At 61.8% G+C, this 26,206-nt stretch carries 21 protein-coding genes; 15 read left to right on the top strand and 6 right to left on the bottom strand.

The features are described 5' to 3' along the window. Window positions 1–89 precede the first annotated feature (89 nt). From GTP90_RS15140 to GTP90_RS15130, 3 genes are all read left to right on the top strand, one after another. Window positions 90–2,282, top strand: coding sequence for a type I secretion system permease/ATPase (locus GTP90_RS15140; RefSeq protein ID WP_161084329.1), 2,193 nt, complete (start codon window positions 90–92; stop codon window positions 2,280–2,282). A gap of 42 nt (window positions 2,283–2,324) precedes the next feature. Next, the gene (locus tag GTP90_RS15135; RefSeq protein ID WP_161084328.1) at window positions 2,325–3,692 is read left to right on the top strand and encodes an HlyD family type I secretion periplasmic adaptor subunit; all 1,368 of its coding nucleotides are present in this window, start codon (window positions 2,325–2,327) and stop codon (window positions 3,690–3,692) included. Window positions 3,693–3,826: 134 nt separating this feature from the next. Beyond that, on the top strand, window positions 3,827–5,182 hold the full coding sequence (locus GTP90_RS15130) for a TolC family protein (RefSeq protein WP_161084327.1): 1,356 nt from the start codon (window positions 3,827–3,829) through the stop codon (window positions 5,180–5,182). Window positions 5,183–5,188: 6 nt separating this feature from the next. On the opposite strand, the gene GTP90_RS15125 is transcribed toward GTP90_RS15130, so the two are convergent. Both GTP90_RS15125 and GTP90_RS15120 read right to left on the bottom strand, forming a co-directional pair. Beyond that, entirely contained in the window at window positions 5,189–8,086 is a 2,898-nt protein-coding gene (locus tag GTP90_RS15125) for a bifunctional diguanylate cyclase/phosphodiesterase (protein ID WP_254451875.1), read from the bottom strand. A 116-nt stretch (window positions 8,087–8,202) separates the two neighbouring features. After that, window positions 8,203–8,958 carry a spermine/spermidine synthase domain-containing protein gene (locus GTP90_RS15120; protein ID WP_175048098.1) on the bottom strand — a complete coding sequence of 252 codons (756 nt, stop codon included), beginning with the start codon at window positions 8,956–8,958 and terminating at the stop codon, window positions 8,203–8,205. Window positions 8,959–9,102: 144 nt separating this feature from the next. Between GTP90_RS15120 and GTP90_RS15115 the strand changes: the two genes are divergently transcribed. From GTP90_RS15115 to GTP90_RS15070, 10 genes are all read left to right on the top strand, one after another. After that, window positions 9,103–9,378, top strand: a complete 276-nt coding sequence (locus GTP90_RS15115; RefSeq protein WP_028819676.1) for a hypothetical protein — start codon at window positions 9,103–9,105, stop codon at window positions 9,376–9,378. A gap of 13 nt (window positions 9,379–9,391) precedes the next feature. Continuing rightward, a complete protein-coding gene (locus tag GTP90_RS15110; RefSeq protein ID WP_161084326.1) occupies window positions 9,392–10,561 on the top strand; it encodes a GGDEF domain-containing protein in 1,170 nt (389 codons plus the stop codon). A gap of 123 nt (window positions 10,562–10,684) precedes the next feature. After that, window positions 10,685–12,139, top strand: a complete 1,455-nt coding sequence (locus tag GTP90_RS15105; RefSeq protein WP_161084325.1) for a Ppx/GppA phosphatase family protein — start codon at window positions 10,685–10,687, stop codon at window positions 12,137–12,139. A gap of 15 nt (window positions 12,140–12,154) precedes the next feature. Further along, a complete protein-coding gene (locus GTP90_RS15100) occupies window positions 12,155–12,943 on the top strand; it encodes a substrate-binding periplasmic protein (RefSeq protein WP_161084324.1) in 789 nt (262 codons plus the stop codon). A 16-nt stretch (window positions 12,944–12,959) separates the two neighbouring features. Next, window positions 12,960–15,587, top strand: coding sequence for an ATP-binding protein (locus tag GTP90_RS15095; RefSeq protein WP_254451874.1), 2,628 nt, complete (start codon window positions 12,960–12,962; stop codon window positions 15,585–15,587). Continuing rightward, the gene (locus GTP90_RS15090) at window positions 15,584–15,961 is read left to right on the top strand and encodes a response regulator (protein WP_161084323.1); all 378 of its coding nucleotides are present in this window, start codon (window positions 15,584–15,586) and stop codon (window positions 15,959–15,961) included. Before GTP90_RS15095 ends, GTP90_RS15090 begins: the two co-directional genes overlap by 4 nt. A gap of 63 nt (window positions 15,962–16,024) precedes the next feature. After that, window positions 16,025–16,609, top strand: coding sequence for a hypothetical protein (locus GTP90_RS15085; protein WP_161084322.1), 585 nt, complete (start codon window positions 16,025–16,027; stop codon window positions 16,607–16,609). A gap of 107 nt (window positions 16,610–16,716) precedes the next feature. Then, on the top strand, window positions 16,717–17,490 hold the full coding sequence (locus GTP90_RS15080; protein WP_161084321.1) for a GNAT family N-acetyltransferase: 774 nt from the start codon (window positions 16,717–16,719) through the stop codon (window positions 17,488–17,490). A 53-nt stretch (window positions 17,491–17,543) separates the two neighbouring features. After that, entirely contained in the window at window positions 17,544–18,362 is an 819-nt protein-coding gene (gene fdhD, locus GTP90_RS15075; RefSeq protein WP_175048097.1) for a formate dehydrogenase accessory sulfurtransferase FdhD, read from the top strand. A gap of 32 nt (window positions 18,363–18,394) precedes the next feature. Continuing rightward, window positions 18,395–20,434 carry a TonB-dependent receptor gene (locus GTP90_RS15070; RefSeq protein WP_161084320.1) on the top strand — a complete coding sequence of 680 codons (2,040 nt, stop codon included), beginning with the start codon at window positions 18,395–18,397 and terminating at the stop codon, window positions 20,432–20,434. Window positions 20,435–20,443: 9 nt separating this feature from the next. On the opposite strand, the gene GTP90_RS15065 is transcribed toward GTP90_RS15070, so the two are convergent. Further along, on the bottom strand, window positions 20,444–21,229 hold the full coding sequence (locus GTP90_RS15065; protein WP_254451873.1) for a substrate-binding periplasmic protein: 786 nt from the start codon (window positions 21,227–21,229) through the stop codon (window positions 20,444–20,446). Window positions 21,230–21,343: 114 nt separating this feature from the next. Then, window positions 21,344–23,665 carry an FdhF/YdeP family oxidoreductase gene (locus GTP90_RS15060; RefSeq protein ID WP_161084319.1) on the bottom strand — a complete coding sequence of 774 codons (2,322 nt, stop codon included), beginning with the start codon at window positions 23,663–23,665 and terminating at the stop codon, window positions 21,344–21,346. Window positions 23,666–23,738: 73 nt separating this feature from the next. On the opposite strand from GTP90_RS15060, the gene GTP90_RS15055 reads away from it, so the two are divergent. Further along, complete coding sequence (locus GTP90_RS15055; protein ID WP_117009780.1) at window positions 23,739–23,996, top strand: ArsR family transcriptional regulator; 258 nt, start codon at window positions 23,739–23,741, stop codon at window positions 23,994–23,996. On the opposite strand, the gene GTP90_RS15050 is transcribed toward GTP90_RS15055, so the two are convergent. Together GTP90_RS15050 and GTP90_RS15045 are read right to left on the bottom strand one after the other, a co-directional pair. Continuing rightward, window positions 23,993–24,967, bottom strand: coding sequence for a PEP-CTERM sorting domain-containing protein (locus GTP90_RS15050; RefSeq protein WP_161084318.1), 975 nt, complete (start codon window positions 24,965–24,967; stop codon window positions 23,993–23,995). The two genes, GTP90_RS15055 and GTP90_RS15050, sit on opposite strands and share 4 nt — an antisense overlap. Window positions 24,968–25,001: 34 nt before the next feature. Beyond that, window positions 25,002–25,889: a LytR/AlgR family response regulator transcription factor gene (locus tag GTP90_RS15045; protein ID WP_161084317.1), complete on the bottom strand. Its 888-nt coding sequence runs from the start codon at window positions 25,887–25,889 to the stop codon at window positions 25,002–25,004. Window positions 25,890–26,018: 129 nt separating this feature from the next. Here GTP90_RS15045 and GTP90_RS15040 point away from each other — a divergent pair. Next, window positions 26,019–26,206: carboxylesterase family protein (locus GTP90_RS15040; protein ID WP_161084316.1), on the top strand; the 188-nt coding region annotated here is incomplete at its 3' end.

Below are 26,206 nucleotides of genomic sequence, written 5' to 3'. Positions count from 1 at the left end.
ACATTCTTTTCCGTAGTCTAGGTTCGCCTCGGCGATTGTTAAATGACATCGGTTATTGAAATTGAAAAATATAGATTATTTGGCCTCATATGTATTTAAATAATAATGAAATTTTTGAGCCTGAATTGGTGGTAGATCAAAGAAATACCGGGCTGGACTGCTTAGTAATAATTGCTGCGTTTCATGGGCTTCCGGCAGATTGGACGGAATTAAATCATGCCTTCGGCCATGGAACAATATTCACCTCTGAAACCATAATGCTCGGAGCAAAGCGTATAGGTTTATCTTCGAAAATCGTGAGCCAGAAACCCGAACGATTGCATAAGATCGCTTTGCCAGCAATAGCAAAAGATAACGACGGAAGATTTTTTGTTATTGGTAAAATAGTTTTATCTTCCGAACTAGATAATGAGATTCAAAAACGTGAAATTGACGATGGGGCCAAGATTTTGATTCAACGCCCCGGCGAAGCACCTCAGTGGATCAATTATCTGGAGTTTATTGATGAGTGGTCAGGCGATGTATTGCTATTTTCAAGCAAGGCAAATTTCATAGGAGAAACTGCAAAATTTGATTTTACCTGGTTTATTCCATCCATAGTAAAGTATCGCACGACATTAGCGGAAATATTATTGATATCGTTCGTATTGCAGGGGATAGGATTAGTATCTCCAATGTTTTTTCAAGTTATTATGGATAAAGTGTTGGTAAATCACGCGATAAATACACTTGATATAATATCTCTTGGCCTTCTTATTACCACGTTATTTGAAGTGGTGTTGACATCAATTCGGAGCTATATTTTTTCGTTCACAAGCAGTAAGATCGATATTGAGCTGGGTGCTAAACTTTTCAATCACTTGCTAGGCCTGCCTATCGCCTACTTTCAGGCCAGGCGCGTAGGTGACTCGGTGGCTAGAATAAAAGAAATTGAAAACATTAGGTCTTTTTTAACCGGGAACGGTATAACTCTGGTATTGGATGTAATATTTTCTTTTGTTTTTTTCGGCGTTATGTTTTTATATAGCCCAGGCTTGACGTTAATTGTCACTCTTTCCGTTCCATTGTATATAATACAGTCAGCGATATTCATTCCGATATTAAGGGCTAAATTAAATGATAAATTTAATAGGGGCGCAGAAAACCAGTCGTTTCTGGTGGAGACTATTGGTGGAATTGATACTATAAAATCGCTTGCTGTTGAGCCCCATTGGCAAAGAAAATGGGAACGTCAATTGGCGGGATATGTCGTTGCTTCGCTCTCCGCCACTAATATCTCGAATGTCGCTAATAGTGGTGTCAATCTTGTAAGCAAGCTGACTACTGTTCTTATCATGTGGATTGGCGCTAGCTATGTGATAGAAGGAAAAGTGAGTGTGGGAGAGCTTGTTGCATTTAATATGCTTGCCGGACAAGTTTCCTCACCAATATTAAGACTCGCTCAGTTGTGGAACGACTTTCAACAAGTTGGAATTTCCATGCAAAGGTTAGGTGATATTCTGAACACGCGTACAGAAATAGCCGGGCAAAAATCCAGATTGCCGAGGCTTATTGGCGATATAAAATTTAAAAATGTTTCGTTCAGATATCGTCCGGATTTGCCACATGTTATTCACGACTTCAGTTTCGAAATTCGCGCTGGGGAAATAGTTGGAATTGTAGGACGGTCGGGGTCTGGAAAGAGTACTTTAACTAAGCTCGTGCAGCGTCTTTATGTTCCAGACGGTGGCAATGTATTAATAGATGGACATGATATTTCAATTATTGATACGGCTTCTTTACGCCATCAAATCGGAGTTGTACTGCAAGAAAATAATCTATTTAGCAGAAGTATTCGCGATAATATTGCGCTTAGCAATCCATCGGCTTCCCTGGATTCCATTGTATCTGCAGCCAAACTGTCCGGTGCCCATGAATTTATTTGTCAACTCCCCGAGGGATATGATACTCATGTAGGGGAGCATGGGGCTGGATTGTCTGGGGGGCAGCGTCAAAGAATTGCTATTGCGCGAGCGTTAATAAATAATCCAAGAATACTTATTTTTGATGAGGCGACCAGTGCGCTTGATTATGAGTCGGAAAGAATAATTCAAGAAAATATGAAGGATATTGCGCGTGGTAGGACTGTTCTTATAATTGCGCATCGACTATCGGCGGTTAGAGACGCTTCTAGGATACTTGTAATGGAGCAAGGAAGACTTGCAGAAGTTGGTACTCATGCTCAACTGTTGGAGAATGAAAATGGAATATATACCCATCTATATAGATTTCAAATTAATTGAAACGTATAAATAATAATATTGCAGGAAATTTTGTAAAAATATATGAAAATATTTCATCGAGCTTTGGCATATGGAGATTTGATCAGGAAATATAAGGAGACCTTTTCTTATGTTTGGAAGAATCGAAGTAAATTTAAAACTGGATTGTTTAATTCGGTTGAGGCTGAATTTCTTCCTGCTGCCCTTTCACTTCAAGAAAGGCCAATATCGGTGACGATTAAATGGACGGCGCGAATATTAATTTTATTAATATTTTCAACGCTTATTTGGTCTATAGTTGGGAAGGTCGATATTGTGGTAAATGCTTCGGGGAAAATAATACCCAGGGGGCGGATTAAATCCATTGCCTCTGTTGATGTCGCGAGCGTTACAGCGTTGCACGTCGTCGAAGGCCAACACGTTAAGTCTGGGGAGATTCTTATTGAGCTTGACTCTAGTGAAATTGATGCTGAAAAAGATAAAGCCCAGACTGAAAGAATTGATGCTATCCTTCAAATGGAGCGTTCTAGAGCCTTAATTATGGCTATTGATCGTATTCAGGCGCCGGCAATATATTCAATTGAAAAACTAAATAAAAGCTATCACATTCAAATCCCAAAGGAGAAATGGGCGGAAGAACAGGCCCACGTTGAGGGAATTTTTAATGATTTCGTAGCGAAATTAAATCGTGTTGACGGCGACATAAAGAAATACGCCCGTGCATTAGAATTGGCCACAGAACGCGCAAATGATTATAAGGAGTTATTTAAAAATCACGATATTCCATATCACGCTTGGCTAGAAAAAGAAGAATCTCGAGGTAACTTATTTTCTCAAAATGAGGATGCAAAAAATCAACGAGCTTCGCTGGTCGCCGAAACAAAGAAAGTGGCTTTTGATCAGTATTCCGAAGGGAGTAAGCTGTCAAACTCATATAATTCTGATGCGATACGTTCTGCCGCACACAGTAAACTGCTTATATTGAGATCCCCTGTTGATGGGGTCATTCAGCAACTGAATGTTCATTCCGTTGGAAGCGTTGTTCCAGCCGCGCAAACTCTAATGCAAATTATTCCGTCGGGTGACAATATTATCGTGGAGGCTTTTATCGAAAATAAGGATATCGGATTCATTCAAGAAGGGCAATTTGCGCAAGTGAAGGTTGATGCCTTCGATTTTGGCACATATGGCACGATTTCTGGCACTGTGAAACAAGTGGCACATGACGCAATTTCTGACGAAAAAAAGGGTTGGATTTACCCAGTAAATATTGGCATGATGAAATCATCTATGTTAATTGAGAATAAAGAAATTAATTTGTCACCTGGCATGTCGGTCAACGTCGAAATTCGTACTGGACGCAGGCGTATTATTGAATATATTTTATCGCCGCTGGTAAAACATGGTCATGAAGCGCTGCATGAAAGATAAACGGAATTATGAAAATTAGTAGATTTCATGTCATTTTTATATTAATGTTATTTGTTAATGTGTCTCAAGCGTCTAACGTTGAAAATGGGTTCCTGGGAATTTTTTTTAAAGGAACGGACGTGGTGGAAAAAAATATGTTCTCCGACTTCGTTTCTAAAAACGAGTTGCCCGTTGACTGCGGAATAGCACAGAAAATCCCAGATATTTTGGAGCTCGTTGATGCGGTAAAAATAGCGATATGTAACAATAAAAGAATTAAAGGATCTTGGGCTGCAGTAGAGGAGCAAAGAGCGGCTTTAGAAGAGTCGAAATCGAGTTATTTACCGACGGCGTCCGTTTCTGTGAATAAGCTGCGCACGCACGCTCAATATCCCGATCATAGTTCATCATCGGCCTCGTCTTCCGGTAGCACCATATCTGGCTCACTCAATTGGAGAGTTTTTGATTTTGGAGCTAGAGATTCAACTATAAAAACTTCTGAGCAGATTTTGGTATCTGCTGAATTTGAGCACGACTCGGAATTGCAAAAAATAGTTAGCAATACTATGCAGTGTTTTTTTGATGGACAAAGTGCAGCAGCTGTTTTAAAGGCGAAAATTCAGGATTCTAGAATTAGCTCTGAAACTCTCGAAAGCGCGAAACGCAGAGAGATTTCGGGAGTTTCCTCAAGGAGCGACACATTACAAATGGCTACTGCAAATGCAAAGGCGAACTTGGAATTAAGCCGAGCAAAAGGAAATTACGGAAAGGCGATAGGAAGCCTAAATTATGCAATGGGCGTTCCGTTGCACAGTAGTTATAAGCTAATAGACTTTGAAGAAATGTCCTTAGCTCCAAGCGCTATGGCAAGTTGGATAGCCAATGAGAATAGTAATCTTGTGGAGTGGATTAATAAGGCTGAACTCAAACATCCCGCTATTTTGGCTGCGAAAGCCAGATTCGAGGCAGCACAAGAGAAGATAAATGTTGTCAAGGCGGAAGGTAATCCGACGATCGATTTTTCTATTAATTATTATCAAAATGGCTATCCTGGGCAGGCATTGTCCTCTACTAGATCTCGCGTTGGAACAATCGGATTGACAATAAACTTTCCCATTTTTGATGGATTTTCACGGTCGTTTAAAGTTAAGCAGGCAATTGCGCAGAAAGAACGGAAAGATAGCGAAATGCGCGACATCTCACAAAGCATATCTGCGGAAGTATTACGGTCGTATTACGATGCTCTTTCTTCGCTTAAAAATATTAACGAGACTCAGGTTTTGCTTGAGGCGGCCCAGGAAGCGTATACCGTATCGAAGCGAAAATATGAGAAAGGTGTGGCTGACGTTGTGGAAATTTTGAACACTCAAAATTCGCTGGTGGATGCCGAAGAAGAGAGGGTGCGCGCAATAGCGGAATGGCGTTCTGCACAATTGAGGTTAATTGCGAGTTCTGGGATTTTGTCCTTTAAATCGTTAAATAAAATTGTTATTAATAGCGCAGATTATTGAACTAGGTTAAGAGGGCTTCGAAGAACTTCCTCGATGTGATTTGATAACATTAATCGGATTTTCGCAGCCCATCGCCAGCAGATTCCTGCCCTCCGCCAGCATCTGCCCGAAGGCCTCGGCCGGCACCGGCTGGCTGAAGTAGTAGCCCTGGATCTCGTCGCAGCCGTGCAGCCGCAGGTAGTCCAGTTGCGCGGCGGTCTCCACGCCCTCGGCGATCACGCGCAGCTTGAGGTTGTGCGCCAAGGCGATGATGGATACCACGATGGCCGCCTCGTCGCCGTCGCCGATGTCGCTGACGAAGGAGCGGTCTATCTTCAGCACGTCGATCGGGAACCTGCGCAGGTAGGAAAAGCTCGAATACCCGGTGCCGAAATCGTCGATCGACAACGCCAGCCCCAGCGCCTTCAACTTGTGCAGCAGCTCCACCGCCAGCGCCACATCGCTCATGAACAAGCCCTCGGTCAGCTCGATATCCAGGCAGGACGGGGGCAGGCCGGTCTGCTCCAGCACCTCGGCGATCGAAGCCAGCAGGTTCGGCTCGCCGAACTGGCGCGGCGACAGGTTGACCGCGATCCGCAACGGCCCAAACCCCGCATCCTGCCATGCCTTGGCCTGCATGCACGCGGCCCGCAGCACCCAGGCGCCGATCGGCACGATCAGCCCGGTCTCCTCGGCCAGCCCGATGAAGCGGTCGGGCGCCACCATGCCCAGCTCGGGATGGCGCCAGCGTATCAGCGCCTCCATGCCGACGATGCGGCCGCTGCCCAGGTCCACCTGCGGCTGGTAGTGCAGCACGAACTCGTCCCGCTCCAGCGCGCTGCGCAGCGCGGTCTCGATGCGGACCCGCTCCAGCGCTTCCTCGTTCATGGCCGGCTGGTAGAACTGCGTGTTGTTGCGGCCCAGCTTCTTGGCGCGGTACATGGCGATGTCGGCATGCTCGATCAGGCGCTGCGCCGGCGTGCCGTCCGGGTCGTACACCGCCACGCCGATCGAGCAGGTGACGAAGAACTCCTTCCCCTCCAGCAGCACCGGCTGCGCCACCGCCCGCATGATGCGCTGCGTGACGTCCAGCGACAGCGCCTCGTCCGGGTATTCGGTCAGGATGGCGACGAACTCGTCGCCGGACAGCCGCGCCACGGTGTCGCTTTCGCGCACGCTGTCCTGCAGGCGCTGGGCCACGGTCTTGAGCAGCAGGTCGCCGGCCTTGTGGCCCAGGCTGTCGTTGACGAACTTGAAGCGGTCCAGGTCGATCAGCATGACCCACAGCGGGTTGCCGCTGCGGTTGGCGAAGGCGGCCGCCTGCGTCAGCCGGTCCTGCAGCAGCACGCGGTTGGGCAGGCCGGTCAGCACGTCGTGGTGGGCGATGTGGTGGATGCGCTGCTCGGACTGCTTGCGCTCGGTGATGTCGGTGCCGGTGCCGCGATAGCCCTTGAACACGCCATCCTGGTCGAACAGGGGCTCGCCGCTGATGCTGAACCAGTGCTGCTGGCCGTCGGTGCCGGTCAGCGCGTATTCGAAATTGAGGAAGGGCAGGTGGGCTTGCAGCAGCGCGATGTGGTCCTGGCCCCAGCGCGCCTGCCGCATCTCGGGATGGTGTTCCCAGCGCGTCTTGCCCATGAAGTGGTCCGGGTCCTGCTTGCCCTTGTCGAAGAAGCCGCCGGTGATGCTGGTGAAGCGGAACTGTTCGTCCTGCTCCCAGTACCAGTCCGATGACAGCGCCAGCAGGCGGCGGAAGCGCAGCTCGCTTTCCTGCAGTGCCTGCTCGGTGCGCTTGCGGGCGGCGACGTCGTCGTTCAGGCGCTCGTTGCTGAGCTGGAGCGCGCGGGTGCGCTCGTCCACCAGCCGCTGCACCCGCACCGAGCGCCGCGCCAGCGAGTTGACGAAGGCCGCCGTCAGCAGCGAGAACAACAGGCCGCCCAGCAGCGTGGACAGCGATCCCAGGTGGCTGGCCAGGAAGGGGCGCGGCAGCGGCGTCACCTGCACGTGCCAGGCCTTGCCGGCCGCGCTGAAGGTGCGGGTGTAGACGTCGTGGTAGTCGAACGCCAGCCAGCGCTGCAGCGGTTTGGCCGCCACCGACTGGCCGACCGGCTGGCCCAGGCTGTAGATCAAGTTGTCCGGCCGGACATCGTCGCCGACGTACACCCGCACCACCAGCGAGCTGTCGTCCAGCAGGTCGGCGCCGTGCAGGATCTTGTGGATCAAGTCGGTGGAGCGGATGACGGCGCCGGTGTTGCCGATCCACGCTTCGCGCCGCTGTTCGGCGGTGGCGGTCTGGGCGCCGGGCCGGTAGACCGGCATCAGTAGCACGAAGCCTTTCTGGTTGTCCCGTTCCTGCACCAGCCGCAGCAGCGGCGTGGCCAGCGTGGTGCCGGCCGCCACCGCCTGGTTGACGGTGTTGGACATCGGCCCCAGCGACATCACGTCCAGCCCGAACGCGGCCTCGTTGCCCTGCATCGGTTCCAGATAGTCGACGATGGCGTGCCGGGGCCGTGGCGACAGCGGCAAGCGGCCGCTGTCGAACATGGTGTAGCCGGGGTAGCGCTCGCGCAGCGCGGCCGCGTGGCGGCGGGCCTGCTCGTCGGTCAGCACGCGGTGGAAATTGAAAGCTTGCACAAAAGGATAGCGCGCCAGCAGCGGCCGGGTGAAGTCGCCGAACTGCTCGCGGCTGACCGGACCCACCGACTTGAACAGGTCGTTGATGATGGTGACCAGCTCCAGCGTGTCGTCCAGGCCGCTGCGTATGGCGGACGCGCGCGCCTGGGCCCGCTGCTGGAAGCCGAGCTCCATCTTGCCGTATTCCAGCGCGCTGACGGCCACGAACAGCATGCCGGTCACGGCCAGCCCGGTGACCAGCGTCAGCATGGCGGCCAGCGAGATCGGCGGCGACTTGGAAAACAGCGACATGCGGCGCTTTCAGTATGAAGACGGCGGGGCTGGCGGACAAGTCTAGTGTGGCATATCTCATGCCCTTGGGACAGTCATTGGCCTCCGGATTGTCTTATGCAAGCCACGCTTTCGGGCTAGCCGGTCCCGGTCTTCGCCTGGTTCCAGCGCAACCGCAGCACGATCCAGTGCGCCAGCAGGCGGTTCAGCAGGGCGAAGCCCAGGCCGTGGCTGCGCGCCACCTTCCGCTGCATGGCCAGCGCCGGCGACGGCTTGCCGCCCTTGACCGCGAACAGGATGCGGTTGTTGCCGGCGATGCCACGGAACCAGCAGATGCGGCCCTGGAAGGTTTCGCGCAGGCGCCGCAGCATGGCCCCGTACTGCGGATCGTAGCTGAAGATATTGGCCACCATCACACCGCCGGGCCGCAGCGCGCGCCGGCAGTCGGCGTAGAAGCTGGCGCTGCCCAGCGCCGGCGGCAGGCCGTCGGCGTCGAAGCCGTCCACCAGCAGCACGTCGGCCGCGCCGCCGAGCGTGGCCATGTAGGCGGCCGCGTCGGCCTGGATGATGCGGAAGCGGGCGTTGTCGCGCGGGATGGCGAACTGCTCGCGCAGCGCGATCACGTCGGCGCGCAACTCCAGCACGGTGATGCGGCTGTGCGGCAGGTAGCGGTAACAGAACTTGGCCAGCGAACCGCCGCCCAGCCCGACCATGACGATGTGCTCGGGCCTGGGGTGGAACAGCACGAAGCACATCATGGCGCGCGCATAGCTGAGCACCAGGTCGTCCGGCCGCGACAGCCGCATCTCGCTCTGGATCATGCCGGGCTGGAATTCCAGCGAACGTTTGTCGCCGCGCGTGTGCACTTGCGGCCGGTGGGAAGACTGGGTCAAGGGGCGTATTGTGGATTTACGGGGGCGTTTTATAGTAGCATGCCGGCCAGTAAGCCACATTGCATTTACAGAAGCAACAATTGTAGGTACATTGGCGATAGCACAGGCCAGCCCCTTCCGGCGGCCCCCATGGAGAACGAGACGATGTTTTTAGACCACCCTACGCTGACCGCCACCAACAGTTTCACCGAGCCAGACCGCCTGGAGCGCCTGACCCGCGTCTATGGCTACGTGGTGGCGCTGGCCGACATGGCCGGCAAGCAGGCCTTTATCGAGAAAGTCAGCCAGCTGCACGACCACAAGGGCACGCTGATCGTGTTCTGGCACGACGCGCCGACCGAGGACGAGAAAGCCTACTTCGCCCAGGCCTGGGCCAGCAAGATGGGCGACGGCAGCACCAACGTCGAGCACGAGGTCTGACCCGCCGCAGGTCATGGATATAAAAACCCTGGTACTGGCGCTGGCGCTGGGCAATCTGAGCCTGTGCGCGGCGCTGTTCTTTTATGAGCAGGAGCGCCGCCGCGCCGGCCTGGCGCCGGCCAGTTCCACCTGGGGCATGGCCAAGCAGTGCCAGGCCGTGGCCTGGGCCCTGCTGTACCTGCGCGGCACGCTGCCGGACTTCCTGACCATCCCGATCGCCAACGGCGTGCTGTTCGCCGGCTTCGCGCTGGACGCCTCCGCCTTGTGGGAGCAGGCCGGCCGCCGTGTGTGGCGGCGCTACCTGCTGCCGGCGCTGGGCGCGGCCACCGGCATGTTCTCCGGCGCCTGGCTGCTGGAACTGCCGCCCGCCGGCCGCATCGCCATCGGCTCGCTGGCGATCGGCTTGTTCACCATCGCCGGCGCCGCCGCGCTGGGCCGGGGCTGGAGCGCGGGCACGCTGCTGCGGCGCTACCTGGTGCTGTCCTCGCTGTTGCTGGCGCTGGCCGTGATGGCGCGCGGCCTGCTGACGCTGCTGGTGCCGGAGGGCTGGGGCTGGGTCAGCCCGGCCATCGTCCAGGGTGTGGGCATCGCCGCGCTGTACCTGATGATGATCAATAGCGCCTTCGCCTACCTGCTGCTGGGCCGCGAGCAGCAACTGGCCGAACTGGCCCGGCTGGAGGTGGTGGACGCGCTGACCGATGTGCCCAACCGGCGCGGCTTCTACCAGACGCTGACGCCGTGGATCGCGCTGGCGCGCCGTCCCGGCTTGCCGACCGCGCTGATCATCCTCAACCTCGATCACTTCAAGCGCGTCAACGACAGCTATGGCCATCCGGTGGGCGACCAGGTGCTCAAGGCCATGGTCGACGTCTGCAAGAAGCAGCTGCGCGACAGCGATTTGATGGGCCGCCTGGGCGGCGCCGAATTCGCCATCCAGCTGCCGCGCACCTCGCAGGAGGACGCGCTGATGGTGGCCGAGCGTATCCGCAACGCGGTCGCCGCGCTGCCGGTCAAGGCCGGGAAGGCCGTCATCAACATGACCGCCAGCCTGGGCGTGACGATCGTCCGCGCCGACGACACCACCGTCAGCCTGTTCAAGCGCGCCGACGAGGCGCTGCAGGCAGCCAAGCTGGCGGGCCGCAACCGCGTGGCCGAGGCGCAGGCGGGCACGCTGACGGCCTGAATAGCCACACCCCTGTCATCAGCCGGTAACAAACTGCGCTTATCGTGATTATAATCATGTAAATCGTTTAGTTTGATTCACCCGCGAGCCTTCGTTGCCGTGTGCCGAGAGAGGCTTCCAAATATGTACGCAGCAGTAGATCTGGGTTCCAACAGTTTTCGCCTCCACATCGGCAAGCATGACGGGGAGGCGATCCGCGTGCTGAAATCCGTGCGCGAGCCGATCCGCCTGGCCGCGGGGTTGGACGAACAAGGCAACCTGACCCCCGCCGCCATGCAGACCGCGCTGGCCTGCCTGAAGAACTTCCGCGCCGTGCTGGCCGCCTACCGCCTCGATGGCGTGCGCGTGGTGGCCACATCGGCCATGCGCGTGGCGCGCAACTCCGCCGCCTTCCTGCCCGAGGCCGAACTGGCCATCGGCTACCCGATCGAGATCATCTCCGGCGAGGAGGAGGGGCGCCTGATCTACATGGGCGTGGCCAACGCGCTGGCGCTGCCGGGCGAACGCCGGCTGGTGATCGACATCGGCGGCGGCTCCACCGAACTGATACTGGGGCGCGGCCAGGAGATCGAGCAGGTCGAATCGTTCAGCGTCGGCACGGTCAAGCAGAGCCTGTCGTTCTTCATCGGCGGCCGGGTCGACGCGCCGTCGTTCGAGGCGGCCATCCTGTCGGCGCGCAGCCATTTCGAGGACGCCGCGCCGCCTTACCATCCGCAGTTCTGGAAGCAGTGCTACGGCTCGTCCGGCACCGCCCGCACCATCGCCGACATCATCGTCAAGAACGGCATCGGCCGCGAGGTCAACGCCGAAACCCTCAGCGCCCTCAAACAGCGCTTCATCGAATTCGGCCATGTCAGCAGGATCGAGATGGCCGGCCTGCGTCCCGACCGCGCCGCCACCATCATCGGCGGCCTGGCGATCCTGATCGGCCTGGTGCGCGAGCTCGATATCCCGGTGGTGCAGCCGATCGAGGCGGGCCTGCGCATGGGCGTGATGTGGGACCTGCACCTGCGTTCGACCAAGCGTGACCGCCGCGAGCAATCGGTGAAGGCCTGCCTGCTCAAGTTCCATTGCGACGAACGGCGCGCCAACCGCGTGGCCGACGACGCGCTGGCCCTGTACGCGCAGACCAAGCCGTCCAGCGACCAGTACACGCGCCATTTGTACTGGAGCGCGCTGCTGCACGAGATGGGCATGGTGGTGTCGCACACCGGCTACCACAAGCACGCCGCCTACATGATCGAGAACGCCGACCTGCCGGGCTTCACCTCGCGCGAGCAGAAGACCATGGCCCGCCTGATCGCGGCCCACAAGGGCAACCTGCGCAAGGTGGTCGATGCGCTGGCGGAGCCGGATTTCACCAAGGCGGTGGTGGCGCTGCGGCTGGCGGTGCTGTTCATGCACTCGCGGCTGGACATCGACTTCACCCTGATCAAGCTGCGCATGAAGAACCGCATCGAGCTGGAAATCCGCCGCGAATGGATAGGCGACCATCCGACCCTGTCGTACTGGCTGGAGAAGGAGCAGGAGCAGTGGGATGAAGTTGGGTTAGACTTCAGCATACGCACTATCGGTTGATCGCCAGGGAGGTCTATGAGTAAGGACGGCATACATCGCAGCTGCGCCGGCGCGCTGTTGGCGCTGTCGTTGCTGTCGCCCACGGCCCATGCGGCCGGCGGCAAGGAGACGGTCGCCCTGTGCTTCGAGCAGCAGGACGTGCTGCCGTGGCGCTCCAGGCAGGGCGGCGGCCTCAATTTCGCGCTGCTGAAGATGGTCGAGCAGCAGCTCGACATCCGCTTCGATTACCAGGCCGTCCCGTGGAAGCGCTGCCTGGCCGAGCTCAAATCCAACACCGTCGACGGCGCCTTCGCGGTCAGCTACAAGCCGGACCGGCGCGAGCTGGGCGAATATCCCGGCGGCCAGCAGATCGACGCCAGCAAACGCATGCATATTGATAGCTACATGGTGGTGCGCCGAAAAGGCAGCAAGGTGGAATGGGACGGCAAGAGCTTCCACAACCTCGATGGCGCCATCGGTTTCCAGCTCGGATACTCGGTGGGCGACGTGCTGCGCGCACAGAACGTCGAGGTGGACGAGGGCAGCCAGCGCGCCGACGAGCTGGCGCGCAAGCTGATCGCCGGGCGCGTGGCGGCGGCGGCCATCGGCGGCAGCGACGCCAACGGCTTGATGCACGGCCCGCTGGCGCCGCAGCTGGAGGAACTGCCGATCCCCATCATCGAAAAACCGTACTTCCTGATCCTGTCGCACGGCATGGTGGCGTCGCGCCCGCAGCTGGCGGAGCGCATCTGGCGCGCGATCGAGGAAGCCCGCAACAGCGCGGCCTACCGCAAGCTGGAAGCGGCCGAGGGAGTGCGCCATTGATACGCGGGGCCCTGCGTTGAGCGGCGGCCCGCTGGCGCGCCTGCGCAGCGCGTGGCGCCGCAACATCCTGCTGCGGCTGGGGTTCGGCATCTTCGTCTCGGTGACGCTGTCGACCGCCATCTACACCACCTACGTGCTGCAGACGCTCAAGAGCGAGGCCGAACAGAACCTGCGCGAACGCGCCGAGCGGCTGGCGGCGGTGCTGTCGCAGGCGCTGGCGCGGCCGCTGTTCGACATCAACAGCGCGGCCGTCTCCAGCGTGGTCGACGCCTCCGGCGCCACGCCGGAAGTGCTGGTGCTGCGGGTGCTGGCGCCCAACGGCGCGGAGCTGGCCAGCTACGTCTCGCCGCTGCGCGAGCCGGTGGCCGCGATCAAGGTGCGGCGCGATATCAGCTTCACCGACGTGCGGCGCAGCTATGCGGTCGGCTCGATCGAGCTGGCCTTCTCGCGCCAGCAGATCGACCAGGACCTGCGGCGCCAGCTTTTCAACACGGTGGCGGCCAACCTGCTGCTGGCGCTGGGCATCGTGCTGTCGATCTTCGTGGTGGGCCGGCGCGCCGCGCGGCCGTTCGCGGACATCCAGGCCGGCCTTGAGAAACTGACGCGCGGCGAGACCGACATCAAGCTGTCCGGCATCGACCGCGAAGACCAGGTGGGCCGGCTGTCCGGCGCCGTGCTGCGCTTCCGCGACACGCTGACCCGCCTGCGCGATGCCGAATCCGAGCTGCGCGAGTTGAACAGCGACCTGGAATTGCGCATCGCCGCCCGCACACGGGAAGTGACCACCTCCCTGCGGCAGCTGGGCGACAGCCAGGCCAAGCTGCAGGCCATCCTGGACACGGCGCTTGACGCGGTGGTGCGCATGGACCTGGCCGGCCGCATCGTCGGCTGGAACGCGCAGGCCGAGCGCATCTTCGGCTGGAGCCGCGAGGAGGCGCTGGGACTGGCGCTGGACCAGACCATTATCCCGTCGCGCTACCGCTACGACCACCGGCGCGGCATCCAGCGCTACATGGCCGGCAACGGCCCGGCAAAAGTGCTCGACACGCGCATCGAGGTGGCGGCGCTGCGCCGCGACGGCAGCGAGTTCCCGATCGAGCTGGCGATCACCCACGTCAGGTCGGAAGGACCGGACAACGTCGAGTTCTGCGCCTTCATCCGCGACATCAGCGACCGCCGCGAGCGCGAACAGAAACTGGTCAACGCCAATATCGCGGCGGAGGCGGCCAACATCGCCAAGTCCGAGTTCCTGGCCAATATGAGCCACGAGATCCGCACGCCGATGAGCGCCGTGATCGGCATGGCCTACCTGGCGCTGCGCACCGAGATGACGCCCAAGCAGTTCGACTACATCAGCAAGATCCACCGCGCCGCCTTGTCGCTGCTGGGTATCATCAACGACATCCTGGATTTCTCCAAGATCGAGGCGGGGCGGCTGGACGTGGAAGCCATCCCGTTCGCGCTGGAGGACGTGCTGGCCCACGTCTCCAGCGTGACCGCGCAGCGCGCCGAGGACAAGCGCCTGCGCTACCTGGTCACGACCGCGCCCGGCGTGCCGCGCTACCTGGTGGGCGATCCGCTGCGATTGGGGCAGGTGCTGGTCAACCTGGTCAACAACGCGGTCAAGTTCACCGCCGAGGGCGAGCTGGAACTGCGCTGCGAGCCGGGCGCGGAGAGCGCGCCGGACGGCCAGGCCACGCTGCGTTTTTCGGTGCGCGACACCGGCATCGGCATGACGCAGCAGCAGAAGGCCAAGCTGTTCCGCGCCTTCAGCCAGGCCAACGGCTCGACCACGCGGCACTACGGGGGCACCGGCCTGGGCCTGTCGATTTCGCAGCAGCTGGTGCGGCTGATGGGCGGGCGCATCGACGTCGAGAGTGAGCCGGACTTCGGGTCGACCTTCCATTTCGAGCTGCGGTTCGCGCTGTCCGACGCGGCGGCGGTGTCGGTGCAGGCGGCCGTGCATCAGGGGCCGGTGGGCGACCTGACCTTGCTGGCGTCGCCGCGCCGCGCGGCGCGCGTGCTGCTGGCCGAGGATAGCGCCGACAACCAGGATGTGATGGTGGAGCTGCTGGAGCTGCAGGGCATCGTGGTCGACGTGGCGGGCAACGGCCGCGAGGCGCTGGACCTGCTGCAGGCCGCCGGCCCGGACGTGTATGACCTGGTGCTGATGGACCTGGGCATGCCGCTGATGGACGGCCACGAAGCCACGCGCCTGCTGCGCCAGGACAGCCGCTTCAACGAGCTGCCGGTGATCGCCGTGACCTCGCACGCGCTGGCCGGCGTGCAGGCGCGGTGCATGGACGAGGGCATGCAGGACTACATCACCAAGCCGGTCGATCCTCAGCGCCTGTATGGCGCGCTGTCGCGCTGGCTGGGATTGTCGATGAAGGCGCTGCCGCCGGTGCCGCCGCGCGCGGAACCGGGCATCGTCGACGCGCGCCAGGCGCTGGCCGAGCTGCGCGCATTGCTGGCGGAGTTCAGCGGCGACAGCGTGGATTATTTCGGCAGCGTGCGCGCCTCGCTGGCGACGCTGCTGCCGGCGGCGGCGATGACCCGCCTGGGCAATCACATGGCGCACTATGAATTCGAGGCCGCCGGCAAGCTGCTGGCGGCGGTCGCACAGGAACAGGAGAAACCATGAACGTCAAAGCCAACCGTCCGACGATACTGATTGTCGACGACACGCCGGACAACATCACGCTGCTGGCCAATCTGTTGAAGGACAAGTACAACACCAAGGTCGCCACCAGCGGCGCGACGGCGCTGCAGATCGTCGCCGCCTCGCCGGTGGACCTGATCCTGCTCGATGTCATGATGCCGGACATGGACGGCTTCGAGACCTGCCGCCGCCTGAAGGCCGACCCCCACAGCAGCGCCATACCGGTGCTGTTCCTGACCGCCAAGAGCCTGGCCGAGGACGAGGCCATGGGACTCAGCCTGGGGGCCGTGGATTTCCTGCGCAAGCCCGTAAACCCCGATGTTTTGTTTGCCCGCGTTGCCTTGCATTTGCGCTAAAACAAGCAAAAACATCATAAATGATATATATTGTTTATATTGTTGAATAAAAATGGAGTTGGTATGAACAAAACCGTCAATGGCCTCCTGAATGGGAAAGCCCCTGCGCTGCCGAAGAAGCCGGCCGTGAAACCAGCCGCCAAGGCTGCAGCCAAGCCGGTGGCCAAGGCCGCCGTGAAGCCCGTGGCAGCCAAGCCGGCCGCCGCGAAAGCCGCACCGAAGGCCGCCGCCAAGCCAGCCGTCAAGGCGGCGCCTAAGGCTGCACCTAAGGCAGCGCCTAAAGCAGCACCTAAGGCAGCCCCTAAAGCCGCAGCCAAGGCTGCACCTAAGGCCGCCGCCAAGCCAGCTCCTAAAGCAGCCGTCAAGGCCGCGCCGAAAGCCGCAGTCGTCAAATCGGCCCCGGTGGACGCAGCCAAGGACAAAGTCCGCAAGGAAAAGCTGGTGCGCGACAGCTTCACCATGCCGGAAGCGGAATACGCGGTGCTCGGCCAGGTCAAGAAAGCCTGCCTGAAAGCCGGTTTTGAGATCAAAAAGAGCGAATTGCTGCGCATCGGCGTCGCCCTGATCAGCCAGATCGACCTTGCCACGCTGCAAAATGTGTTGTCCGGCCTGCCGCAACTGAAAACCGGCCGTCCAAAAAAAGACTAAATAAAAAACAACACTTCGGCCCATGTCACGGAACTGACACCACGATGTCATTTTCCTGAAGTATTCGACCGTTACGCTTGCTTCGTTCCCCACAGAAAGGATGAAGCATGCAAACTTCGATCATACAAGCCGACGTCCGAGCAGCGTCCGGTAAGCTGGTACTCAGTATGGCAAGCACACCGGAAGAGCTGCGCGAGGTTCAGCGTTTGCGCTACAAGGTGTTCATCGAAACGATGGGATTGAGTTCGCTGGTCCGCGAGGATGGCCTGGATAGCGACGAATTCGACGAACACTGCGATCACCTGATCGTGCGTGATTCGAGCTCGCTCAAGGTGGTGGGCACCTACCGCTTGCTGAGCGCCGCGCGTGCCCGCAAGCTGGGCCGCGTCTACTCCGAGGGCGAGTTCGACCTGGGCCGCCTGAACAACCTGCGTGGCCGCATGGTGGAAGCGGGCCGCGCCTGCATCCATCCCGACTACCGTGGCGGCAGCGTCATCATGCTGCTGTGGTCCGGCCTGGCCGAATACATGCGCCGCGAGAACTGCGACTACCTGGCCGGCTGCGCCAGCATCAGCCTGGCCGATGGCGGGCATAATGCGGTCGCCGTCTACCAGTCGCTGGTCGGCGCCCACCTGGCGCCGTCCGAGTACCGCGTTACCCCGCACCTGCCGTTCCCGTTCTCGAAACTGGAAGCCGCGCAGAAGCCGCAAGTGCCGCCGCTGTTGAAGGGCTACGTGCGTTCGGGCGCCTGGATCTGCGGCGAACCGGCATGGGATCCTGATTTCGAAAGCGCCGACCTGTTCCTGCTGCTGCCGCTGGCGAACCTGGACGGCCGCTACGCACGCCACTACGGCGTGGCCGGCGAACCACTGGCCGCGTGATGTGTTGCCGCCCCGTGTAGAATAAGCCGTTGTGCTTATTCAGCGGGGCAGGGATGAAGTTTGAGACAGAGACGGAACGATCTGGATTGCAGGAGCGCTCCGTGCTGCGCCGGCGCGGCGCCGCGCCGCAGGACGCCGCTCGCGGCACCGACCGCGTCGCCGAGGAAATGCCGGTGGCGCTGGTCTTCAATGGCATCTCGCATGCCGTCATGATGGTCACCCCGCGCGAGCTGGAAGCGTTCGCGCTAGGCTTCGCGCTCACTGAGGGGCTGGTCGGCAAGGCCGCCGACGTATTCGATATCGAACTGCGCGAACATGCGCGCAGCTTCGAGGTCGCCCTCACCATCGCCCAGGAAGAATTCATGCAGCTCAAGCAGCAGCGCCGCTCGATGGCGGGCCGCAGCGGTTGCGGCGTGTGCGGCGTCGAGAGCCTGGAGCTGCTCGATCTGCAGCCCGCGCCCATCGACGCGGCGGCGCTGCACGATGCGTACACGCTGCCGCCCGCCATCGCCCGCGCGGCGGCGGAGCTGGGCAAGCACCAGGAGCTGATGCAGGCCACCGGCGGGGTGCACGCCGCCGCATGGTGCGACCCCGCCGGCGCGGTGCTGCGCGTGTGCGAGGACGTGGGCCGCCACAACGCGCTCGATAAGCTGATCGGCCACCTGGCGCGCGAAGGCGTGGACATGCGGCGTGGTTTCGTCTTCATGTCCAGCCGCGCCAGTTATGAGCTGGTGCGCAAGGCGGCGCGCATGCACATCCCGATGCTGGCGACCATCTCCGCCCCCAGCACGCTGGCGATCGATGTCGCCGTCGAAGCGGGCGTCAAGCTGGTGAGCTTCTGCCGCCAGGACGGCTGCGTCGAATACAGCTAAGCGCTGAACGGAAACCTGCCCGGAGCCACGCCATGAAAACGATCATCGCAAGCACGCCGGGCGCCGTCGCGCTCACGCTGGCGGGATTGGCCTGCTGTTCGCCGGCCTGCGCGCAGGATGCGCCAGACGGCGATTCATCGCTGATATTGGGCCGGGTTGAAATCAGCGCCAGCAAGGGCGGTGTGCTGCCTACTCGCAGTGTGCTCAGTTCCGTCGACATCCTGGGCGAGGGCCTGCTGCGCGACCAGCAGGTCAAGAGCGCGTGGGAGCTGTTCGCGCGGGCGCCCGGCGTCATGGTCACGCCTTTCCGGCAGGGGAACGAGTCCGGCAAGCTGTCGTTCCGCGGCTTCAATGGCGAGGGCGAGGTGAACGCCGTCAAGCTGCTCGTCGACGGCATTCCGTCCAATGACAACGCCGGCGGCATGCCGTTGATCGGCGCGATCCTGCCGCTGGAACTGCAGCGCATCGAAGTCGTACGCGGCACCAACGACCCGCGTTATGGCCTGCATAACATCGCCGGAAACGTCAACCTGATCACGCGCGCCGGCGGCAACGACGGCGAGGCGAGGCTGAGCTACGGCAGCTTCGATACCAGCCAGCTCCAGCTGGTGAAGGGCGTGGAGGAGGGTAACTGGTCGCAGAATTATGTGTTCGGCTACCAGGGCAGCGGCGGCTACCGCGACCACGCGCGCGGCAGCAACCTGGTCGTGGCCGGCAAATGGTTCTACACCACGGACGACGGCCGCCTGCGCGTGGGCCTGAGCGCGCGCCGCGCGGAGGCCACTTCGCAGGAACCCGGCTACCTGACTGCCGCCGATGCGCGCAGCGACCCGACCGCATCCTACCCGTACGCGCAGTCGGACGGCGGCAACCGCCAGCTCACCCAACTCGGCCTGCACCTGGACGCCGAACTCCATTCGCAACTGTCGCTGTCCACCCGCGTTTATCTGAACCGGATACAGGACCAGCGCTGGCTGCGTTTCACCACCACGGATCCGCAGCAGGAGCGCGTCTATGTCGAGACGCATGCCGGCTTCCTCGGCACCTTGACCTATCGCCCGCGCCTGGCGCTATTGGACGGCTTCAAAAGCGTCGTCATCGAGGGCGGCGTCGGCGCCGAGCACCAGCGCGACCGCAGTCCCCGCTACAGCACCATCGACGAGGTCCGCGTGAAGGCCACGCGCGACCACCACTTCACCTTCGACACCTTGGGCGGCTACGTGCAGGCGGTGATCAAGCCGGTCGACGCGTTGAAGATCGTGCCCGGCTTCAGGATCGACAAGATCGACGGCGATTTCAACGATCCGTCCAAGGGCGTGGCTTATCCCATTCGGGATTATGGCGTGATCCGGCAGCCGAAATTCAGCATCGCCTACGCGGCGGCGCCGGGCGCCAGCGTGTACGCCAACTGGGGCCGCAGTTTCCAGGTCGGCAGCGGCGCTGCGGCCTTCCAGTCCACGCCGACGGTGTTGCGCCCGTCGATCAACGATGGCTGGGAGTCCGGCGTCAAACTCACGCCGGCGGCGTGGCTGGACGGCCGCGTCGCGTTGTGGCGCCAGCGCGCCTCGGGGGAGGTCAAGCGCCGCCTGAACGATCCCAGTGGGGATGTCGACAACGTCGGCGAAACGCGCCGCCAGGGCGTCGACGTCCAGCTCAACCTGCGGCCCGCGCGGGGCGCCAATGCCTGGCTGGCCTGGTCGCTGCAGGACGCGACCATCGTCAAGCCGGATCCGGCCGCGCCGTCCACCATCGGCAAGACCATCGACCATGTGCCGCGCCATGTCTACTCGGCCGGCGCCGATTGGCAGGCCACGCCGGCGCTCAAGCTGTCGGCCTGGGGCAACGGCCAGTCCGGCTACTACCTCACCTCGGCCAACACCGGCGGCCAGTTCGGCGGCTATGTGCTGCTCAACGCCAGCGCAAGCTACCGGCTCGGCGCCAGCATGGCGCTGGAGCTGCAGCTGAAGAACCTGGCCAACCGCTACTACGAATACGTGTGGATCAACGACCGGACGCGCCATTCGCCGGGCGATGGCCGCGCGGCGTATGTGGCGCTCAACACGACGTTCTAGGCCGGCGCCTCACTGGCGCGGCGGCGGCAGCCGGGCGGTCTGGCCGATGGTGCGCCAGTAATCGCGCTCGATGCGGGCCAGGTCGACCTCGCGCGCCGCCTCGTCGAAGGCGCGCTGGCGCTTCAGGCCTTCCTCGGTGCGCTGGAAGCAGACGTGCACGGACCGCTCCGGGAACAGATTCTCTGCGATGACGATGCGCTCGCGTTCCGCCTGCGTGTAGCCGCCGCCGGCCAGCGTGTAGCGCAGCATGCGTTTTTCCACCACCACCGCGCTGAAGCGCCGGTGCAGCAGCTTGCGCAGGTTCATTTCGTTGTTGAGGCCTTCGTCCACGGTCAGCAGGCCGGAATGGACCAGCGCGTCGAAGGCTTCGCCGTTCGAATAGCCGGCCACGGTGCCGATGCGGACACCGCGCAAATCCTCCAGCCGGGCGGCCGCCACCGGTTCGTCCTTCAGGTAGGCGAGCACCGTCTGGCGGCTGCCGACGGCGCTGGAAAAATGGCACAGCTTTTCGCGTTCAGGGGTGCGGAACATGGCCAGCGCGCCGGCGTAGCGGTGGTCGTTCAAGCCCACTTGCATGGCGCGCTTCCAGGGGAAGTAGTCGATCCTGGCGGTGGCGTCCATGCGCTGCAGGACCGCCTCCAGCAAGGTGCCGGTGAGGCCATTGCCTGGCAGAGCGGCGCTGAAGAACGGCGGCCACTCTTCCGTGGCGAAGCGCAGCGTCGCTGGCGCGGCGGCCAGCACGGGTGCATTCAGCAGCAGACTGAAAGCCAGTCCCCATAGCGTAGACAACTTCAAGCAATTCCCCTTCCCGAAATGTTGGCTCAGGATGGCGGCGGGGCCGCGGTATCGTTATTTCCCTCAAAGCAAGGGTCAATTCTACCGCGTTGGGGGCGTTGTGGGCCGCTGTTGTTATTCCGCCGACGACTGCTCGGCCGACAGGTGCAGCAGCACCGGGATCGATTTCGAGGTCGGCGTGCCGGCGCCGTCGGCGGTGCTGTGCAGCGGGACCAGGCCGTTCGTCTCGGGGAAGTAGGACCCCAGGCAGCCGCGCGGGATGTCGTATTCCACCAGCAGGAAGCGTTCGGCGCGGCGCTCCACGCCGTCGTCCCACACGCTGACGATATCCACCCACTGGCCGTTGCGCATGCCCAGCAGCTCCAGGTCGGCGCGGTTGATGAACACGACGCGGCGCAGGCCGAACACGCCGCGATAGCGGTCGTCCATGCCGTAGATGGTGGTGTTGTACTGATCGTGCGAGCGGGCCGTCATCAGCGTCATCAAGCGCTCGCCGTGCAGCGCGCGGGCGCGGTGGATCGGCGTGTCGGTGTCGACCGCGTGCGGCAGGAACTGCGCCTTGCCGCTGGCGGTGCGCCATTCGCGCTCGCGCGAGGCCACCCGCAGGTGGAAGCCGCCCGGCCTGGCCACGCGCGCGTTGAAGTCGTGGAAGTCGTCGAACACCTGCTCGATGGCGTCGCGGATGCGGGCGTAGTCGCTGCCCAACGCGAGCCAGTCCACCTTGCCGCTGCCCAGCGTGGCGTGCGCCATGCGGGCGGTGATCATGGTCTCGGACAGCAGGTTGTCCGAGGCCGGCTGGTTCATGCCGTAGGACAGGTGGACCATGCTCATGGAATCCTCCACCGTCACGCCCTGCGGCACGCCGGCCTGCATGTCGATCTCGGTGCGGCCCAGCGTCGGCAGGATCAGCGCGTCCTTGCCGTGCACCAGATGGCTGCGATTGAGCTTGGTGGCCACGTGCACCGTCAGGTCGCAGGCGCGCAGCGCGTCGAAGGTCAGCGGCGTGTCCGGCGTGGCCATGGCGAAGTTGCCGCCCATGCCGAAGAAGACTTTCACCTTCCCGTCCAACATGGCCTGGATGCTTTCCACCGTGTCGTAGCCGTGCGCGCGCGGCGGCTCGAACGCGAACACCTTCCGCATGCGGTCGAGGAAGGCCTTGGTGGGCTTCTCCTCGATGCCCATGGTGCGGTCGCCCTGCACGTTGGAGTGGCCGCGCACCGGGCACAGGCCGGCGCCGAGGCGGCCGATATTCCCGCGCATCATCATCAGGTTGGACAGCATCTGGATCGTCGCCACCGCGCCCTTGTGCTGGGTCAGGCCCATGCCCCAGGTGCTGATCACCCGCTTGCCCTTGATGTAGACCTCCGCCAGCGCCTCGACCTGCGCGCGCGGCACGCCCGATTCGGCCAGCAGCTGGTCCCAGTCCTGGGCGCGCAGGTCCTGCTCGAAGGCCTCGTAGCCGCTGGTGTGGGCGGCGATGAAGTCGCGGTCCAGCAGGCTGGCCTGGCCGGCGGCCAGCGCCGCGTCGTCGCGTTCCACCAGGCGCTTGGCGATGGCCTTGATCAGCGCGAAGTCGCCGCCCAGCTTGGGCTGCACGAACATGCTGCTGATCTCCGTGCTGGCGTTGGTCAGCATCTCCATCGGATGCGATGGGCTGGTGAACCGCTCAAGCCCGCGCTCGCGCAACGGGTTGATGGAGACGATGGTGGCGCCGCGCCTGGCGCAGTCGCGCAGCTCGCCCAGCATGCGCGGGTGGTTGGTGGCCGGGTTCTGGCCGAAGATCAGCAGCGTGTCGGCGTGCTCGAAGTCCTCCAGCGTCACCGTGCCCTTGCCGGTGCCGACGGTGCCCGGCAGGCCGCGGCTGGTCGGCTCGTGGCACATGTTGGAGCAGTCGGGGAAGTTGTTGGTGCCGTACATGCGCACGAACAGCTGGAACAGGAAGGCCGCCTCGTTGCCGGTGCGGCCGGAGACGTAGAACGTGGCCTGGTTCGGATCGGGCAGCGCTTTCAGGTGGCGGGCGATGAGCGCGAAGGCGTCGTCCCACGCGATGGGCAGGTATTTGTCGCTGGCGCTGTCGTAGACCATCGGGTCGGTCAGGCGGCCGTGCTGTTCGAGCTGGTAGTCGGATTGCGCCAGCAGTTCGGTGACCGTGTGGGCGGCGAAGAAGTCGGGGCGTACGCGCTTGCTGGTGGCTTCGGCCGCCACGGCCTTGACGCCGTTCTCGCAAAATTCGAAGGTGGAGGCGTGTTCGCGGTCCGGCCAGGCGCAGCCGGGACAATCGAAACCGTCCGGCTGGTTTTGCTTGAGCAGCGTCTTGTAATTGCCGCCGGCGACCTTCTCGCGTACCAGGTTGATCGCCACCTGCTTCACCGCGCCCCAGCCGGCGGCCGCGTGTTGATAGGGTTCGATGCGTCCTTCGGGTTTTGTCTTCTGCATGCCTTGGTCCAGTCAATCTTGTTGAGCGGAGTATAGTGCAGAATTGCGCGCTCGCGCTTGAAGGGTGTGTCGTATGGATGAAGAGGTAATGGCCGCGCTGGTGGGCGTGCTGGAGGCGCTGTGGCGCATCAACGCGGAGTGGCCGGACAAGCCATGCACGCTCGCCAAATTGAGCAAGCAATCGGAGCGTCCGATGTCGGTGCTGCGGCGCCAATTGACGCTGCTGGCCGATGCCGGCTGGGTCGAGGTGCGGCTGGAGGAGGGCGGCGTCGCCGGCACCGTGCTGCTGACCGATAGCGGCCGGCAGCTGGGGCGGGAGTTGTTCGCTTAAACCTTGCGCGCGCGCCGGCGGCGCATGGCCAGCAGGCCGGCGCCGGCCAGCAGCATCGCATACGTGGCCGGTTCCGGCACCGGCGCCAGCTGATAGTGGTACAGCGCCAGGTGCAGGTTGGGATTGGTCAGCGACTGATTGCTGCGGTCCGGGTCGACCACCTGTTCGATGTACATGTCCAGCGCGCCGTTGGCGCCTTCGCGCAGCGCCAGTCCTTCCATTTCAAGGTCGCCCAAAGGCTGCGGCAATCGCAGCACTTCCTCCACCGCGCCGGTCAGCAGGTTGCTGCGGTAGATCGATTGGGTGTCGTTGTCCGAGGCCATGTACAGCCAGTCGCCGACCACCTTCGCGCCCTGGATGCGCGACAGCGGCGCGGCCAGCGTGATCGTGTGGCTGAAGCTCCAGTCGTCCAGGTTGTAGACGTTGATGGTGTTCCCGTTCTGCCATTCCTTGCCGTAGCCGACGCCGCGCCTGGCGTCCACCGCGACCCAGCTGGCCAGGTCCTTGCTCGGGTTGGCCGGCGTGCCGCCCAGCGCATAGGTCTTGCCGGTGTAGCTCAGGTCCGAGGCGTTGAACAGCGCCACGTGCGGCTTGGTGTAGCCGGCCGTGGAGTCGAGCGAGGCGTAGATGATGCCGTTGTGGTAATCGATGTCGCCGATGTGGTTCAGGCCCTGCGCCATCAGCGCGGCCGGGATGCCGGGGGTGAGTCCGCCCGCCAGCGTCAGCGAGGAATTGCGCTGCAGGGAATCGAAGTTGTCGTTGGCGCGTTCCAGGCCGTACTGCCACGAGAAGAACCATTGCTTGCCGTCGGTGGCCATGCCCTGGCTGCGATACAGGCCGGTAAAGGAATCGGGCGCCGGCGTGTGCATGTAGAAGTTGTCGACGCCGGCGAGCGTCCAGTTGCCGGCGGCGTGGGCCGGGGCGAGTACGGCGACGCTCAGCGCCAGGGCCAGCAGGGTAGGGATGCGCATGACTGCTCCATTGTTAAATTAGAATGCAGTTATGCTAATTCTTTTTTATGACCGGCTCACGACATAATTGGGCGGCGAGTGCCCGGACGGCGGCGGCGTAGCTGCGGCTGGCGCGCAGCGGGCCGCCGCGTGTCAAGTGCAGCAGCGTGTCGCTGTTGGTCAGCGGTTCGACTGCGCGGACGCGGTCCACCGCAACGATCACGCCACGGTGGATGCGCAGGAACCGGCGGCTGTCGAGCCGTTCCGCGAAGCGCGACACGGTGTCGCGCAGCAGGTGCTGTTCCTGGCCGACGTGCAGCGCCACGTAATTGCCCTGCGATTCGATCCAGTCCACCTCGGACAGCGGCAGCGAGATGAGCTGGCCGCGCCGTTTGACTTCCACGTGGGTCAGCGCGGGCAGCTGGCGAACGGGCGCCGGCGCTTCGGGCCGGACGGGCGATACGGCCGGCGCCTTGCGCTGCAGGTTCGCGTGCACCAGCGCGATCAGCGCGGCCAGCGCAAACATCAGCAGCGTGAAATTGCCCACCAGTTGGTCCCGGATTTCATCCCAGGAGGGCAGCCAGCGGCCTGCGAACACCCATGCCGCCAGCAGGCAGGAGGCCAGCACCAGCGCCAGCGCCAGGCCGGCGGCGCCGGCCGCGTGTATCAGCAGATGGCGCCCGCGTCCCGGACCATGCAGCGGGAATCGTCCGGCCAGCGCCTGCACCGCCGAGGTGACCGTCGCGCCCAGCAGGGACGCCACCAGGATGCGGATCGTTTCATGCGGCAGGCTGAGGACCTGGCCGGCCTGGCTGGCGCGCTGGATGTTGCCGGGTTCGAGCACCAGCAGGAAGGCCAGCCAGTACAGCGCCACCCAGGCGTGTGGCAGCAGCCAGGCGGACCAGCGTGCCGGGGACGGGGCGGGATGGGCGGAAATCGTCATGCGGACGATTCTAGCAGCGTTCGCCGCCGGCGGAAATGGGATGGGCCGTGAGGAAAAGTGACCAGCCGGTCTGGCCCGGGCGGCGTTGGCAAGCCACACTGGCCGCTGACTAATCGCTTGGGAGCGGACATGATGAAAATCGTTTTGAGATGGTGCCTGGCCTTGCTGTTGCCGGCGTGGGGCTGCGTGCTGGCGGCGCCGGTGCTGACGGCGGAGGGCGCGCTGGCTGGGCGCAGGGAGGGGGGCCTGGAGGTGTATCGCGGCATCCCGTTCGCGCTGCCGCCGGTGGGCCGGTGGCGCTGGCGCCCGCCGCAGCC

This window comes from Duganella vulcania (assembly GCF_009857655.1).
GTDB lineage: Bacteria > Pseudomonadota > Gammaproteobacteria > Burkholderiales > Burkholderiaceae_D > Rugamonas > Rugamonas vulcania.
This window is presented reverse-complemented; position numbering and strand designations above follow the sequence as displayed.

Excerpts from the sequence above, each read along its gene's own strand:
- GTP90_RS15140 (WP_161084329.1), top strand. The coding sequence starts at position 90 with ATGTATTTAAATAATAATGAAATTTTTGAGCCTGAATTGGTGGTAGAT.
- GTP90_RS15135 (WP_161084328.1), top strand. The coding sequence starts at position 2,325 with ATGAAAATATTTCATCGAGCTTTGGCATATGGAGATTTGATCAGGAAA.
- GTP90_RS15130 (WP_161084327.1), top strand. The coding sequence starts at position 3,827 with ATGTTCTCCGACTTCGTTTCTAAAAACGAGTTGCCCGTTGACTGCGGA.
- GTP90_RS15125 (WP_254451875.1), bottom strand. The coding sequence starts at position 8,086 with ATGTCGCTGTTTTCCAAGTCGCCGCCGATCTCGCTGGCCGCCATGCTG.
- GTP90_RS15115 (WP_028819676.1), top strand. The coding sequence starts at position 9,103 with ATGTTTTTAGACCACCCTACGCTGACCGCCACCAACAGTTTCACCGAG.
- GTP90_RS15110 (WP_161084326.1), top strand. The coding sequence starts at position 9,392 with ATGGATATAAAAACCCTGGTACTGGCGCTGGCGCTGGGCAATCTGAGC.
- GTP90_RS15105 (WP_161084325.1), top strand. The coding sequence starts at position 10,685 with ATGTACGCAGCAGTAGATCTGGGTTCCAACAGTTTTCGCCTCCACATC.
- GTP90_RS15100 (WP_161084324.1), top strand. The coding sequence starts at position 12,155 with ATGAGTAAGGACGGCATACATCGCAGCTGCGCCGGCGCGCTGTTGGCG.
- GTP90_RS15090 (WP_161084323.1), top strand. The coding sequence starts at position 15,584 with ATGAACGTCAAAGCCAACCGTCCGACGATACTGATTGTCGACGACACG.
- GTP90_RS15085 (WP_161084322.1), top strand. The coding sequence starts at position 16,025 with ATGAACAAAACCGTCAATGGCCTCCTGAATGGGAAAGCCCCTGCGCTG.
- GTP90_RS15080 (WP_161084321.1), top strand. The coding sequence starts at position 16,717 with ATGCAAACTTCGATCATACAAGCCGACGTCCGAGCAGCGTCCGGTAAG.
- fdhD (WP_175048097.1), top strand. The coding sequence starts at position 17,544 with ATGAAGTTTGAGACAGAGACGGAACGATCTGGATTGCAGGAGCGCTCC.
- GTP90_RS15070 (WP_161084320.1), top strand. The coding sequence starts at position 18,395 with ATGAAAACGATCATCGCAAGCACGCCGGGCGCCGTCGCGCTCACGCTG.
- GTP90_RS15060 (WP_161084319.1), bottom strand. The coding sequence starts at position 23,665 with ATGCAGAAGACAAAACCCGAAGGACGCATCGAACCCTATCAACACGCG.
- GTP90_RS15055 (WP_117009780.1), top strand. The coding sequence starts at position 23,739 with ATGGATGAAGAGGTAATGGCCGCGCTGGTGGGCGTGCTGGAGGCGCTG.
- GTP90_RS15050 (WP_161084318.1), bottom strand. The coding sequence starts at position 24,967 with ATGCGCATCCCTACCCTGCTGGCCCTGGCGCTGAGCGTCGCCGTACTC.
- GTP90_RS15045 (WP_161084317.1), bottom strand. The coding sequence starts at position 25,889 with ATGACGATTTCCGCCCATCCCGCCCCGTCCCCGGCACGCTGGTCCGCC.